The sequence below is a fragment of the Pantoea sp. ACRSC genome (assembly GCF_022346785.1).
Taxonomy (GTDB): Bacteria; Pseudomonadota; Gammaproteobacteria; order Enterobacterales; family Enterobacteriaceae; genus Pantoea; species Pantoea alvi.
On record NZ_JAKRNN010000002.1, the window covers coordinates 174,893 to 187,284 of the forward strand.

Annotated in this window: 16 protein-coding genes; 10 read left to right on the top strand and 6 right to left on the bottom strand. The window is 59.4% G+C overall.

Annotation, left to right across the window (positions count from 1 at the left end; translation table 11 throughout):
- Positions 1-48: 48 nt before the first annotated feature.
- From mlaF to murA, 7 genes are all read left to right on the top strand, one after another.
- Positions 49-864, top strand: coding sequence for a phospholipid ABC transporter ATP-binding protein MlaF (gene mlaF / locus MHZ97_RS04295; protein WP_103793761.1), 816 nt, complete (start codon positions 49-51; stop codon positions 862-864).
- Positions 865-868: 4 nt separating this feature from the next.
- Positions 869-1,651, top strand: coding sequence for a lipid asymmetry maintenance ABC transporter permease subunit MlaE (gene mlaE / locus MHZ97_RS04300; RefSeq protein ID WP_239313458.1), 783 nt, complete (start codon positions 869-871; stop codon positions 1,649-1,651).
- Positions 1,652-1,655: 4 nt separating this feature from the next.
- Complete coding sequence (mlaD, locus tag MHZ97_RS04305; protein ID WP_103793763.1) at positions 1,656-2,201, top strand: outer membrane lipid asymmetry maintenance protein MlaD; 546 nt, start codon at positions 1,656-1,658, stop codon at positions 2,199-2,201.
- A gap of 13 nt (positions 2,202-2,214) precedes the next feature.
- Positions 2,215-2,847 (top strand): phospholipid-binding protein MlaC, encoded by a 633-nt coding sequence (mlaC, locus tag MHZ97_RS04310; RefSeq protein WP_239313455.1) that lies wholly within the window; start codon positions 2,215-2,217, stop codon positions 2,845-2,847.
- A 2-nt stretch (positions 2,848-2,849) separates the two neighbouring features.
- On the top strand, positions 2,850-3,155 hold the full coding sequence (gene mlaB / locus MHZ97_RS04315) for a lipid asymmetry maintenance protein MlaB (protein WP_033749276.1): 306 nt from the start codon (positions 2,850-2,852) through the stop codon (positions 3,153-3,155).
- A 115-nt stretch (positions 3,156-3,270) separates the two neighbouring features.
- Positions 3,271-3,528 carry a BolA family iron metabolism protein IbaG gene (gene ibaG, locus MHZ97_RS04320; RefSeq protein ID WP_033749277.1) on the top strand — a complete coding sequence of 86 codons (258 nt, stop codon included), beginning with the start codon at positions 3,271-3,273 and terminating at the stop codon, positions 3,526-3,528.
- 66 nt (positions 3,529-3,594) lie between these two features.
- Positions 3,595-4,854 (top strand): UDP-N-acetylglucosamine 1-carboxyvinyltransferase, encoded by a 1,260-nt coding sequence (murA, locus tag MHZ97_RS04325; protein ID WP_103793765.1) that lies wholly within the window; start codon positions 3,595-3,597, stop codon positions 4,852-4,854.
- A 64-nt stretch (positions 4,855-4,918) separates the two neighbouring features.
- Here the strand turns inward: murA and MHZ97_RS04330 are convergent, their stop codons facing one another.
- On the bottom strand, positions 4,919-5,221 hold the full coding sequence (locus tag MHZ97_RS04330; protein ID WP_103793766.1) for a helix-turn-helix transcriptional regulator: 303 nt from the start codon (positions 5,219-5,221) through the stop codon (positions 4,919-4,921).
- Between the two features lie 249 nt (positions 5,222-5,470).
- Entirely contained in the window at positions 5,471-6,442 is a 972-nt protein-coding gene (gene ispB / locus MHZ97_RS04335; RefSeq protein ID WP_103793767.1) for an octaprenyl diphosphate synthase, read from the bottom strand.
- Between the two features lie 256 nt (positions 6,443-6,698).
- Between ispB and rplU the strand changes: the two genes are divergently transcribed.
- The 3 genes from rplU to cgtA all read left to right on the top strand — a co-directional run bounded on the left by rplU (position 6,699) and on the right by cgtA (position 8,684).
- Positions 6,699-7,010, top strand: coding sequence for a 50S ribosomal protein L21 (gene rplU, locus MHZ97_RS04340; protein WP_033749281.1), 312 nt, complete (start codon positions 6,699-6,701; stop codon positions 7,008-7,010).
- 15 nt (positions 7,011-7,025) lie between these two features.
- Positions 7,026-7,283 carry a 50S ribosomal protein L27 gene (gene rpmA, locus MHZ97_RS04345; RefSeq protein WP_006121751.1) on the top strand — a complete coding sequence of 86 codons (258 nt, stop codon included), beginning with the start codon at positions 7,026-7,028 and terminating at the stop codon, positions 7,281-7,283.
- Between the two features lie 228 nt (positions 7,284-7,511).
- The gene (gene cgtA, locus MHZ97_RS04350; RefSeq protein ID WP_103793768.1) at positions 7,512-8,684 is read left to right on the top strand and encodes an Obg family GTPase CgtA; all 1,173 of its coding nucleotides are present in this window, start codon (positions 7,512-7,514) and stop codon (positions 8,682-8,684) included.
- Positions 8,685-8,723: 39 nt separating this feature from the next.
- Here cgtA and MHZ97_RS04355 read toward each other — a convergent pair whose 3' ends face one another.
- From MHZ97_RS04355 to MHZ97_RS04370, 4 genes are read right to left on the bottom strand one after another with little or no spacing between them, the layout of a single operon-like run.
- A complete protein-coding gene (locus tag MHZ97_RS04355; protein ID WP_224481558.1) occupies positions 8,724-9,140 on the bottom strand; it encodes a hotdog fold thioesterase in 417 nt (138 codons plus the stop codon).
- Between the two features lie 3 nt (positions 9,141-9,143).
- Positions 9,144-9,902 (bottom strand): 2,3-dihydro-2,3-dihydroxybenzoate dehydrogenase, encoded by a 759-nt coding sequence (dhbA, locus tag MHZ97_RS04360; protein ID WP_239313452.1) that lies wholly within the window; start codon positions 9,900-9,902, stop codon positions 9,144-9,146.
- Entirely contained in the window at positions 9,902-10,753 is an 852-nt protein-coding gene (locus tag MHZ97_RS04365) for an isochorismatase (protein ID WP_239313449.1), read from the bottom strand. The genes dhbA and MHZ97_RS04365 overlap by 1 nt, the downstream gene beginning before the upstream one ends.
- Positions 10,754-10,770: 17 nt before the next feature.
- Positions 10,771-12,387 carry a (2,3-dihydroxybenzoyl)adenylate synthase gene (locus tag MHZ97_RS04370; protein ID WP_239313447.1) on the bottom strand — a complete coding sequence of 539 codons (1,617 nt, stop codon included), beginning with the start codon at positions 12,385-12,387 and terminating at the stop codon, positions 10,771-10,773.
- Between the last annotated feature and the right edge of the window lie 5 nt (positions 12,388-12,392).

Sequence of the window (12,392 nt, forward strand, 5' to 3'; positions counted from 1 at the left end):
GGCTACCATCGTAGGCTTTATAACGCCCGATCCACAGAAGAGGTAATAATGGACCAACAGGAAACGAACCTGGTTGAGGTTCGTGGCGTCAGTTTTTCACGCGGCGATCGTCCGATTTTCGACGATATTTCGCTGACGGTGCCAAAGGGAAAAGTCACGGCCATTATGGGCCCGTCGGGCATAGGTAAAACGACGCTGCTGCGCCTGATCGGCGGCCAGCTGCAGCCCGATCGGGGCGAGATCTGGTTTCGCGGTGAAAATATTCCCAGCTTGTCGCGCGCGAAGCTTTATGAAACCCGTAAAAAAATGAGCATGCTGTTTCAGTCCGGTGCGCTGTTCACCGATCTGACCGTGTATGAAAATGTGGCCTGGCCGCTGCGCGAACATACGCAGCTTCCTGCGCCGCTGCTGCACAGCACGGTGATGATGAAGCTGGAAGCGGTGGGACTGCGCGGCGCGGCACAGCTAAAGCCGGCGGAGCTTTCAGGCGGCATGGCGCGGCGCGCGGCGCTGGCGCGTGCCATCGCGCTTGAGCCGGAGCTGATCATGTTCGACGAACCTTTCGTCGGCCAGGATCCTATTACCATGGGTGTGCTGGTCAAGCTGATCGACGAGCTGAACCATTCGCTGGGCCTGACCTGCATCGTGGTGTCGCACGACGTGCCGGAAGTGCTCAGCATCGCCGACAGAGCCTATATCGTGGCCGGCCAGAAAATTATCGCTCAGGGCAGCACGCCAGAGCTGCGGCAAAACCCCGATCCGCGCGTGCGTCAGTTTCTGGATGGGATTGCGGACGGACCTGTCCCGTTCCGGTTTGCCGCCGGAGACTATCTTGCCGATTTAACCGGCTCAGGGAGAGTGTAAGCCAATGTTGTTAAGGGCGCTGGCGTCATTAGGACGCCGGGGAATCAATACCTGCTCCACCTTTGGTCGGGCGGGCTTAATGCTGTTTCACGCGCTGGTAGGGAAACCCGCCTTTCGCAAACACGCGCCGCTGCTGATCAAACAGCTTTACAGCGTCGGCGTCTTGTCGCTGTTAATCATTATGGTGTCCGGGCTGTTTATCGGCATGGTGCTGGGGCTGCAGGGCTATCTGGTGCTGACCACCTATAGCGCGGAAACCAGCCTCGGTATGCTGGTAGCGCTGTCGCTGCTGCGCGAGCTGGGGCCGGTGGTCACTGCGCTGCTGTTTGCCGGCAGCGCCGGCTCGGCGCTGACGGCGGAAATTGGCCTGATGAAGGCGACCGAACAGCTCTCCAGCATGGAGATGATGGCGGTAGACCCGCTGCGCCGCGTCGTCTCGCCGCGCTTCTGGGCGGGCTTTATCAGCATGCCGCTGCTGACGCTGATTTTTACCGCCGTCGGCATCGCTGGCGGCGCGCTGGTCGGCGTGAGCTGGAAGGGCATCGACCCCGGCTTTTTCTGGTCGGCGATGCAAAACGCGGTCGATTTCCGCACTGACGTAATCAACTGCATTATCAAAAGCGCCGTTTTTGCCGTGACGGTCACCTGGATCGCGCTGTTTAACGGTTACGACGCGATTCCGACCTCTGAAGGGATTAGCCGCGCGACGACGCGCACCGTGGTACACGCCTCGCTGGCGGTGCTCGGTCTGGATTTTGTGCTGACAGCACTGATGTTTGGGAACTAATGCAATGCAAAGCAAAAAAAGCGAAATTTGGGTTGGCGTGTTTATGCTTCTGGCGCTGGTGGCGATGTTATTTCTCTGCCTGCGCGTGGCGGATCTTAAGTCGCTCGGCACCCAGCCGACCTGGCAGCTTTACGCCACCTTCGATAATATTGGCGGCCTGAAAGTCAGCTCGCCGGTTAAAATCGGCGGCGTGGTGATTGGCCGCGTCACCGACATCTCCCTTGAACCTAAAACGCTGCTGCCGCGCGTCACCATGGCGATCAGCGACGAGTACGCCAATAAGATTTCCGACACCAGCTCGCTGGCGATCCGCACGCAGGGCTTACTCGGCGAGCAGTTTTTAGCGTTGAATCTAGGCTTTGACGATCCCGAGCTGGGCTCGGCGATGTTAAAAGATGGCGACACGCTCCGCGATACCAAGTCGGCTATCGTGCTGGAAGACCTGATCGGTCAGTTCCTGTATAAGAGCGGCGGCGACAATAAAAACGATACGGATAACAAGGATCCGCAGGCCGAAGATGGCGCGCCTGCGGCCCCGGCCCAACCCTGAGAGGTAACAATCGATGTTTAAACGTTTACTGATGGTCGCCATGCTGGTTATCGCGCCGCTGGCCGCGGCGAATGCCGCCGATCAAACCAACCCCTATAAGCTGATGAACGAAGCGGCGGCGAAGACCTTTACGCGCCTGAAAAATGAGCAGCCGAAGATCAAGCAGAACCCCAACTACCTGCGCGACATCGTGCGTCAGGAGCTGCTGCCCTACGTGCAGATTAAGTATGCCGGCGCGTTAGTGCTGGGCCGCTACTACCGCGAAGCAACGCCGGCGCAGCGCGAAGCCTACTTCAACGCCTTCGGCGACTATCTGGCGCAGGCTTACGGTCAGGCGCTGGCGCTCTACCACAGCCAGACGTATCAGATCCAGCCGGAGCAGCCGCTGGGCGACGCTAAAATCATCGCCATCCGCGTGACCATTGTCGATCCCAACGGCCGCCCGCCGGTTCGTCTCGATTTCCAGTGGCGTAAGAACAGCCAGAGCGGCAACTGGCAGGCGTATGACATGGTGGCGGAAGGCGTCAGCATGATCACTACCAAACAGAACGAGTGGAGCGATCTGCTGCGCACCAAAGGCATCGACGGCCTGACCGCGCAGCTTAAGACCTATGCGGCGCAGCCGATTACGCTGGATAAACAGTAACGATGCATGAGTCATTACGCTGGCAGCGTGACGCCAGCACGCTGTCGCTGTACGGCGAACTGAACCGCGATACGCTGCTGGCGCTGTGGCAGCAGCGCGACACGCTGATCGACAAAGCGGAGATTATCGACGTCTCCGGGCTGGCGCGCGTCGATTCGGCCGGGCTGGCGCTGCTGGTACACCTGCGCGAAATCGCCCGTGCTCAGGGCGTCACGCCGCGTTTTAGCGGCATCAGCGAGAAATTGCAGTCGCTGATCACTCTCTACAATCTTCAGCAGATTATTGTTTCTGCGGAAAAAAGCAGCTGATCCCTTTCTCACTCCCTTAAGCCCCTGTTTTGCGCAGGGGCTTTTGCATGTTTAAGAGTCCGTCGCTTTCCTCTAAGATGTCACCCTTTATTATTTACAACTTAAGTAATGAGCAATGGAAAACAGTGAAATTCAGGCCGTGCTGATGAAAGCGCTGCCGCTGGACGAAGTCCATGTGATGAGCAACGACGGCAGCCACTTTCAGGTAATTGCCGTGGGTGAAATGTTTGGCGAGCTGAGCCGTGTGAAAAAACAGCAGGCCGTTTACGCGCCGCTGATGGAATACATCGCTGACAACCGCATTCATGCCGTCTCCATTAAAACTTATACCCCTGCTGAATGGGCGCGCGACCGTAAACTCAACGGTTTCTGAGCCTTCATCATGGGCGCTCGCCGCTGGCGAGTTCTTCCCGTCTTTAGTTAATTGAGAGCCGTGTTAATGGACAAATTTCGTGTGCAAGGCCCCACCCGCTTGAGTGGTGAAGTGACCATTTCCGGGGCGAAAAATGCCGCGCTGCCGATTCTGTTTGCTGCGCTGCTGGCTGAAGAGCCGGTCGAGATCCAGAACGTGCCGAAGCTGCGCGATATCGATACCACAATGAAGCTGCTGAGCCAGCTGGGTGCGAAGGTTGAGCGCAACGGCTCCGTCCACGTCGACGCCAGCAAGGTTGATATTTACTGTGCGCCCTACGAACTGGTGAAAACCATGCGCGCCTCTATCTGGGCGCTGGGCCCGCTGGTAGCGCGCTTTGGTCAGGGACAGGTCTCTTTGCCGGGCGGCTGCGCCATCGGCGCGCGTCCGGTCGATCTGCATATTACGGGCCTGGAGCAGCTGGGCGCCGAGATCAAGCTGGAAGAGGGCTACGTTAAGGCTTCTGTCGACGGCCGCCTGAAAGGCGCGCATATCGTGATGGATAAAGTGAGCGTAGGCGCGACCGTGACCATCATGAGCGCGGCGACGCTGGCGACCGGCGTTACCATTATCGAGAACGCCGCGCGCGAGCCGGAAATTGTCGATACGGCTAACTTCCTGATTACGCTGGGCGCGAAGATCAGCGGCGCAGGCACCGACAAGATCACCATCGAAGGCGTTGAGCGTCTGGGCGGCGGCGTCTATCGCGTCCTGCCGGACCGTATCGAAACCGGCACCTTCCTGGTTGCAGCGGCGATCTCGGGCGGCAAAGTGCTGTGTCACAACACTCAGCCCGATACGCTGGACGCCGTACTGGCGAAGCTGCGCGACGCGGGTGCCGACATTGAAACCGGCGAAGACTGGATCAGCCTGGACATGCACGGCAAACGCCCTAAAGCGGTCAACGTGCGTACGGCACCGCATCCGGGCTTCCCGACCGATATGCAGGCGCAGTTCACGCTGCTCAACCTGGTGGCGGAAGGGACGGGCGTGATCACCGAAACCATTTTCGAAAACCGCTTTATGCATATTCCCGAGCTGATCCGTATGGGCGCGCACGCGGAAATCGAGAGCAACACCGCTATCTGTCACGGCGTGGAAAAACTCTCTGGCGCGCAGGTGATGGCGACCGATCTGCGGGCGTCGGCGAGCCTGGTGCTGGCGGGCTGCATTGCTGAAGGCACGACGCTGGTGGATCGCATCTACCATATCGATCGCGGCTATGAGCACATTGAAGACAAACTGAAGGCGATGGGCGCGCAGATTGAACGCGTAAGCGCTGAATAAGCACGGCTTCAACAAGAAAACCAGCCACGGTAGCGCGGCTGGTTTTTTTTTGCCTGATGGATCTTCAGGCGCTGGCAGGATCCTGCTTGCGCTTTTTGTCTCCCGTCGGGGATCGAATGCGCTTTTTGCGATCCAGCAGCAGCTGGGTCTGCGGATCGTAGTAGCGGCTTGGCCAGATCTCGGCGGGATGGACGTCAATCGCCTCCGCAATCAGCCATTCTCCTTTCGGCCAGGGACGCGAAAGGGCATTGGCCAGCGTGGATGAACTCAGGCCCGCCTGGCGCGACAGCGCCGCCAGCGTCGTGCCGCGTCTGCGCAGTGCGGCAATCACATCGGCGGGATGCCAGTCTTCCCTCCTTTTTTTCATATCGCATTCTCCTTGTTCCTTGCGTGAAATATTCCCGGTGCAGCGAAGCGCGCTGTTCTTCCGCTATCTGGAAGCTTCTGGAGTTTATATATCAGAAAGTTTCTTGTTATTTCCAGTAATTTTTGGTCCGGTTCCGATAAGTGCGCGCCGCTACGCAAAAGCACGGCAACATCTGAGGGGGCGTTTCTGGAAAAAGTGAAGCGGGTAAGGGGGAAACAGCGGAGCTGCGGCGGCAGCTCCGAAGGGGTATCAGAAATCGCGCTGTACGGACATATGCGCCAGCGATTCGAGGGCGCTGCGCCAGGGCGATTCCGGCAGCGCGCTAAGCGCCGCGATCGCTTTGTCTGCCTCCTGCTCGGCGCGCTTGCGCGTCCACTCCAGCGAGCCGCACTGCTGCATGGCGGCCAGCACCGGTTCGAGAAGGTGACGGCCGTTGCCCTGTTCGATCGCCTCGCGGATCATCTTCGTCTGCTCCGGCGTGCCGTTATGCATCGCGTGCAGCAGCGGCAGCGTCGGCTTGCCTTCGCTCAGGTCGTCGCCGGTATTTTTGCCCAGCGTGGCGCCGTCGGCGCTGTAGTCGAGCAGATCGTCGATTAACTGGAAAGCGGTGCCGAGAAAGCGTCCGTAATCCTGCATCGCTTTCTCCTGCGCCGGCGTGGCCTCGGCAAGAATGGCGGATGCCTGAGAGGCCGCCTCGAACAAACGCGCGGTTTTGCTGTAAATCACCCGCATGTAGCTCTCTTCAGTGATGTCGGGATCGTTGACGTTCATCAGCTGCAGCACTTCGCCTTCGGCAATCACGTTCACCGCTTCGGACATCAGCGCCAGGATACGCAGCGAACCCATGCTGGTCATCATCTGGAAGGCGCGAGTATAGATAAAGTCGCCGACCAGCACGCTGGCTGCATTGCCGAACGCCGCGTTGGCGGTGGCTTTGCCGCGGCGCATATCGGATTCATCCACCACGTCGTCATGCAGCAGCGTCGCGGTGTGGATAAATTCGATCAGCGCCGCGTTAGTGACGTGCAGCTCGCCCTGGTAGCCGAGCGCGCGCGCCGAAAGCACGGCGATCATCGGGCGAATGCGCTTGCCGCCGCCGCTGATGATGTAATAGCCAAGCTGGTTAATCAGCGAGACCTCGGAATTCAGCTGGTCGAGGATGGTCTGGTTGACGGCCGCCATATCCTGCGCGGTTAATTCATTAATTTGTTCTAAGTTCATTCGTCTGTTCAGCTTTGACTCGTTTCAACGGCTCATGGTACGTGCTTTAACCAGCCTGAGTTCAGGTAATCTGTTACTGATTGTACTTGAATTTTCCAGATGAGAAACGTTTGCGATCGGCCTGTGTTTTTTTTCTGCAAGAGAGTGCAAAGTGCTCTTGTCTTCTGCTGGAGATTTGCGTAGAATTCGCGCCCTATTGTGAATATTTATCGCGCCGCCTGATGAACGAAAGGCATGCGCAGAAGCGGAGTTTTATATGTACGCGGTTTTCCAAAGTGGTGGTAAACAACACCGAGTAAGCGAAGGTCAGACCGTTCGCCTGGAAAAGCTGGACATCGCAACCGGTGAAACCATTGAGTTTGACCAGGTGCTGATGATCGCAAATGGCGAAGACGTGAAAATCGGCGCGCCACTGGTTTCAGGCGGCGTTATCAAAGCTGAAATCGTTGCTCACGGTCGTGGCGAGAAAGTTAAAATCGTTAAGTTTCGTCGTCGTAAGCACTACCGTAAGCAGGCTGGCCACCGTCAGTGGTTCACTGATGTGAAAATTACTGGCATCAGCGCTTAAGAGGAGATCTGACAAATGGCACATAAAAAGGCTGGTGGCTCGACTCGTAACGGTCGTGACTCCAATGCAAAACGTCTGGGTGTAAAACGTTTCGGTGGCGAATCTGTTCTGGCAGGTAGCATCATCGTTCGTCAGCGTGGTACTAAATTCCACGCCGGTAACAACGTAGGTTGTGGTCGTGACCACACCCTGTTCGCTACCGCAGACGGCAAAGTTAAATTCGAAGTGAAAGGTCCGAACAACCGTAAATACATCAGCATCGTTGCTGAGTAAGGTTGTCGTGACGCAGACAGCGACTGTCTGAACGCACGAATAAAAGCCCCGCAGCCATTGCGGGGCTTTTTACATTCTGCGACCTGTCGTTCTGTATTGCTGTACACTTTATGTACGTCTGATGCAAATCAGTCCTGATTTATCCGCCGCCGGTCAGCGCAGACAGACCCTGGCGGACCCGTCCGCAGCCCGTAAGGCGCGCGGACGATTGTGTGACGGAGAAAGAAAATGAAGTTTGTTGATGAAGCGACAATCCTGGTGGTTGCCGGCGACGGCGGCAATGGCTGCGTCAGCTTCCGCCGTGAAAAATATATTCCGAAAGGCGGCCCGGACGGCGGCGACGGCGGCGACGGCGGCGACGTTTATCTGGTCGCTGACGAGAACCTGAATACCCTGATTGACTACCGCTTTGAGAAATCCTTCCGCGCCGAACGCGGTCAGAACGGCCAGAGCCGTGACTGTACCGGCAAACGCGGTCAGGACATTATCGTCAAGGTGCCGGTCGGCACGCGCGTCATCGATCAGGGCACCGGCGAAACGCTGGGCGATATGACGCGTCACGAGCAGAAGCTGATGGTCGCCAAAGGCGGCTGGCATGGCCTGGGCAACACGCGCTTTAAATCCTCGGTAAACCGTACCCCGCGTCAGAAAACCATGGGTACGCCGGGCGAGAAGCGCGATTTGCAGCTGGAGCTGATGCTGCTGGCCGACGTCGGCATGCTGGGTCTGCCGAACGCCGGTAAATCGACCTTTATCCGCGCCGTCTCGGCGGCGAAGCCGAAAGTGGCGGACTACCCGTTCACCACCCTGGTGCCGAGCCTGGGCGTGGTGCGCATGGACAGCGAGCAGAGCTTCGTTGTCGCCGATATTCCAGGCCTGATTGAAGGGGCCGCCGAAGGCGCTGGCCTCGGTATCCGCTTCCTGAAGCACCTTGAGCGCTGCCGCGTGCTGCTGCACCTGATCGACATCGCGCCGATCGATGAGTCCGATCCGGTGGAAAACGCGCGCATTATTCTTGGCGAGCTGGAGAAGTACAGCGACAAGCTGTTCAACAAGCCGCGCTGGCTGGTGTTCAACAAAGTTGACCTGATTAGCGAAGAAGAAGCGCAGGCGCGCGCTAAAGCGATCGCCGAGGCGCTGGGCTGGGAAGAGAAATATTATCTGATCTCCGCGGCAAGCCGTCAGGGCGTGCAGGATCTCTGCTGGGACGTGATGAGTTTCATCAACGCCAACCCGAAAGAAGCGGAAGAAGAAGAGAAGAAGCCCGAGAAAGTCGAGTTCATGTGGGATGACTACCACCGTGAGACGATGGAAAGCGTGGCTGAAGAAGAAGATGAAGAGTGGGATGACGACTGGGACGAAGATGACGACGAAGGCGTCGAAATCATCTACCAGCGTTAATGCCGAAGAAAAGGGACAGCGAAAGCTGTCCCTTTTTCATTACCCCAGCACCGCCACCGTCAGCCGCGACGAGCAGCAGAGCTGGCCGCGCGCGTTGCGGATTTCAATCTGCCACACCTGATTGCGTGAGCCGATATGCAGCGGGCGGCAGATGCCGCGCACTTCGCCGCTGGAGACCGAACGGTGATGGCTGGCGTTTACCTCAATGCCGACCACGCTTTTGCCCTCTTCGGTGCAGAGATAGCCGGCGATCGAGCCCATCGACTCCGCCAGCACCACCGACGCACCACCGTGCAGCAGGCCGAAGGGCTGATGGGTGCGCGCGTCAACCGGCATGGTCGCCTCCAGATAATCGTCGCCGATAGCGGTAAAGCGGATGCCAATATGCGCCACCAGCGAGTGCTCGCCGATGGCGTTTAGCGCGTCGAGATCGGTCTCGCGTTTCCAGATCGCCATCGGTCAGGCTCCCAGCGTCGCGCCGCCGTCAACCACGATATCCTGCAGCACCACATGGCTGGCGAGATCCGAGGCGAGGAACAGCACGTTGTGGGCGATTTCCTGCGGCGTGGCGATCTTGCGCAGCGGGATGCCGAGCTTATATTGATCCGGGAAGCCGTCGATCATCTCCTGCTCGGCGGTCGGCGTATGCCACAGGCTGCGCTGCATCTCGGTATCGGTCGAGCCGGGCGAAACGATATTGCAGCGCACGCCATAGGGTGCCATCTCCAGGCCGACCGTCAGTGTGAGGCTGCGCAGCGCGGCTTTCGACGCGCCGTAAGCTGACATGCCGATACGCGGCGCGTGTGCCGAGTTCGAGGCGACAGAGACGATTGCGCCCGCGCGCTGCTGGCGAAACACCGGCAGCGTCTGCTGGAACATATTGAAGGCGCCGCCGACGTTGACCGCCAGGCATGCCTGGAAATCGGCGGCAGAGATCTCGTCGGTGGCACCGATACGCAGGATGCCCGCGCCGTTTACCAGCACGTCGAGGCGCGGCTGCTGCGCCAGCAGGCGCTGGCAGAGCGTTTTCACCTGTCCGGCATCGGCCACGTCAAGCGTGTGGCAGGCGAAAGGGTAGTCAATATCGTGAAAGCGCAGATCGAAGCCCTGAACCTGTGCGCCCGCCGCGTGAAACGCCAGCGCGGTATGGTAACCGATGCCCTGGCCTGCGCCGGTCACCCAGACCTGCTTGCGGCTGAAGTCAAAGCGCTGGCTCATCAGGCTGTCTCCCGTGACAGCAGCGCCCACCAGCCGTCGATAGTGGGATTTTTCGCCAGGCTTACGAAGTCGATATCGCCGTGCGCCTGACGCCAGCGCGCCGCCAGCGCCATCATGCGCACGGAGTCGAGACCGTAGTCGATCAGGTTCTCATCATCTTCCGGCACCTCGTCATCTTCCAGCAGCGGCAGAATAAGCGCGCGCAGATCGTCCTTGCTGAGCGGCAGCGGCATTAAATCCGCAGTCATTACCACTTTGCCGCTACGTCCGGCGGTATAGGTCAGCGCCATCATATGCTCTTCACGGCTGAAATCCGCCAGCGCGTCCGCCACCATAAAGGGCTGGATGTTACGCATAAAGGCGTCAGTGGCGGTGGTGAGACAGCCGATATGGGCGTAGACACCGGTGATAATCAGCTGATCGCGTCCCATCTCCTGCAGGATCGACTCCAGCGGCGAGCGGACAAAAGCGCTGTAGCGCCACTTGGTCAGCACCTGATCCTCAGCGTCGGGCGCCAGCGCATCGACAATCTTCTGCTGCTCTGGATGCTTGTTCAGGCCCGGTCCCCACATATCGTTCAGCAGCGCGCGATCCTCGTCGCTCTGCTGATTGGGCTGCGCGGTATAGAACACCGGGATGCCCTGCGACTTGCACCAGGCGCGCAGGCGCGCGATGTTCTCTACCACCTGATTGACCAGCGGGCTGTTTTCACCCCAGAAGTTAAGGAAGTAGGCCTGCATATCGTGGATCAGCAGGGCAGCGCGCTGCGGCTCCAGCGTCCATTTCACCTTATTGGCGGGCAGCTCGGCGGCGGCGGGCAGCGAATATGAGGTCAGTTTTGGAATAGCCATAAAATCTCCGGAACAGGTCAGGCTTGCGCTTGTTGATCGGCAAGCTGTTGGCGCAGGCGTTTCTTGTCTACTTTGCCGACCGGGGTCAGCGGCAGTTCATCCACGCAGGTAATACGGTCGGGCAACTTATATTCGGCGACGCCCAGCTCGCGCAGATGGCGGCGCAGCGCCACTGGCTTGAGCGGCTGGCGCGCGACGATAAAGGCGCAGCTTTTTTCGCCCATCAGTTCGTCATGCATCGATACCAGCGCCGCGTGGATCACATCGGTATGGCGCTGCAGCAGATTTTCGATCTCCTCGGCAGCGATCTTTTCGCCGCCGCGGTTGATCTGATCTTTCTCGCGCCCCTGCACGGTGATGTAACCCTGCGGGTTAATCTCGATCAGATCGCCCGAGCAGTAAAAACCGTTGGCGTCGAAGCTGGCTGCGTTATGCTCCGGGCTTTTGTAGTAGCCGCGGAAGGTATAGGGGCCGCGCGTCATCAGGCGGCCAACGGCGCCGCTCGGCAGCGGATCGCCGTTCTCGTCTGCTACCCACACCTCATCGTCCGGCGAAATCGGACGGCCCTGGGTGGTGAGAATGGTTTTTTCATCGTCGTCGAGACGGGTGTAGTTGACCAGCCCTTCCGCCATGCCGAACACCTGCTGCAGCCGGCAGCCGATCTCGCTCTGAATGCGCGCCGCCAGCGTTTCGCCCAGCTTCGCGCCGCCAACCTGCATCCGCTGTAGCGACGTCAGCGCCTGATTGCTGCCCCATTCCTGAATCGCCTGCAGCCACAGGCTGACGGCGGGGGGCACCAGTCCGGTATCGGTGACCTGATGCTTTTCAATCAGCGGGAAGCAGTTTGTCGCGCTGGGATCCTCGGCCAGAATCACCTGGCCGCCGGCGTAGAAGACGCCCAGCGCGCCCGGCGAACTCATGGCAAAGTTATGCGGCGCGGGTAAGGCGATCAGATAACGCGTGTCGGCGGTGACCGCGCAGATCTCGTCGCTGGCGCGGATGCTGTAGTAGTAGTCGTTATGGGTGCGCGGGATCAGCTTGGGCGTGCCGGTGCTGCCGCCGGAGAGCTGGAAAAAGGCGACCTCATCGGCGGCGGTCGGCGTCGGCTGGAAATCACCCGCCGCGTCGGCCATCAGCGCTTCCAGACTGTTTTCCGGCTGGCTGTTGTTGCGCAGGATGACCTGACGCAGCGACGGCTGCGCAGCGCGCAGCGCGTCAGTAAAGCTGTCGTCGGCAAACAGCGCATGGCGGCGATCGGCGATCAGCAGCGCAGGTTCGATCTGTGCGGCGTAGGCCAGCAGCTCGGTGCGCTGGTGGCTGAACAGCGCGTAAACCGACGCCACGCCCAGCTTGAACAGGGCAAAAACGGTAACGTAGAAGTCGGCGACGTTGCCCAGCTGCACCAGCGCGGTGTCGCCGTTTTTCAGCCCGCGACGCTGCAGCGCGGCGGCGAGGTTGTCGCTGCGCTGCGCCAGCTGGCGATAGCTCAGCTGCAGATCGCCTTCGATAACGGCGATGGCGTCGCTCTCTTTATGGCGCGCCAGGATATCGGTCATCGGCACATCCAGCCAGTAACCTTTCTCACGGTAGCGCGCGGCCAGATCGTCTGGCCAGCGATGGTAAGGGATCGACATACGAG

What these genes read in the sequence shown, in the direction of transcription:
- mlaF (WP_103793761.1), top strand. Translation starts at nt 49, where the DNA reads ATGGACCAACAGGAAACGAACCTGGTTGAGGTTCGTGGCGTCAGTTTT.
- mlaE (WP_239313458.1), top strand. Translation starts at nt 869, where the DNA reads ATGTTGTTAAGGGCGCTGGCGTCATTAGGACGCCGGGGAATCAATACC.
- mlaD (WP_103793763.1), top strand. Translation starts at nt 1,656, where the DNA reads ATGCAAAGCAAAAAAAGCGAAATTTGGGTTGGCGTGTTTATGCTTCTG.
- mlaC (WP_239313455.1), top strand. Translation starts at nt 2,215, where the DNA reads ATGTTTAAACGTTTACTGATGGTCGCCATGCTGGTTATCGCGCCGCTG.
- mlaB (WP_033749276.1), top strand. Translation starts at nt 2,850, where the DNA reads ATGCATGAGTCATTACGCTGGCAGCGTGACGCCAGCACGCTGTCGCTG.
- ibaG (WP_033749277.1), top strand. Translation starts at nt 3,271, where the DNA reads ATGGAAAACAGTGAAATTCAGGCCGTGCTGATGAAAGCGCTGCCGCTG.
- murA (WP_103793765.1), top strand. Translation starts at nt 3,595, where the DNA reads ATGGACAAATTTCGTGTGCAAGGCCCCACCCGCTTGAGTGGTGAAGTG.
- MHZ97_RS04330 (WP_103793766.1), bottom strand. Translation starts at nt 5,221, where the DNA reads ATGAAAAAAAGGAGGGAAGACTGGCATCCCGCCGATGTGATTGCCGCA.
- ispB (WP_103793767.1), bottom strand. Translation starts at nt 6,442, where the DNA reads ATGAACTTAGAACAAATTAATGAATTAACCGCGCAGGATATGGCGGCC.
- rplU (WP_033749281.1), top strand. Translation starts at nt 6,699, where the DNA reads ATGTACGCGGTTTTCCAAAGTGGTGGTAAACAACACCGAGTAAGCGAA.
- rpmA (WP_006121751.1), top strand. Translation starts at nt 7,026, where the DNA reads ATGGCACATAAAAAGGCTGGTGGCTCGACTCGTAACGGTCGTGACTCC.
- cgtA (WP_103793768.1), top strand. Translation starts at nt 7,512, where the DNA reads ATGAAGTTTGTTGATGAAGCGACAATCCTGGTGGTTGCCGGCGACGGC.
- MHZ97_RS04355 (WP_224481558.1), bottom strand. Translation starts at nt 9,140, where the DNA reads ATGGCGATCTGGAAACGCGAGACCGATCTCGACGCGCTAAACGCCATC.
- dhbA (WP_239313452.1), bottom strand. Translation starts at nt 9,902, where the DNA reads ATGAGCCAGCGCTTTGACTTCAGCCGCAAGCAGGTCTGGGTGACCGGC.
- MHZ97_RS04365 (WP_239313449.1), bottom strand. Translation starts at nt 10,753, where the DNA reads ATGGCTATTCCAAAACTGACCTCATATTCGCTGCCCGCCGCCGCCGAG.
- MHZ97_RS04370 (WP_239313447.1), bottom strand. Translation starts at nt 12,387, where the DNA reads ATGTCGATCCCTTACCATCGCTGGCCAGACGATCTGGCCGCGCGCTAC.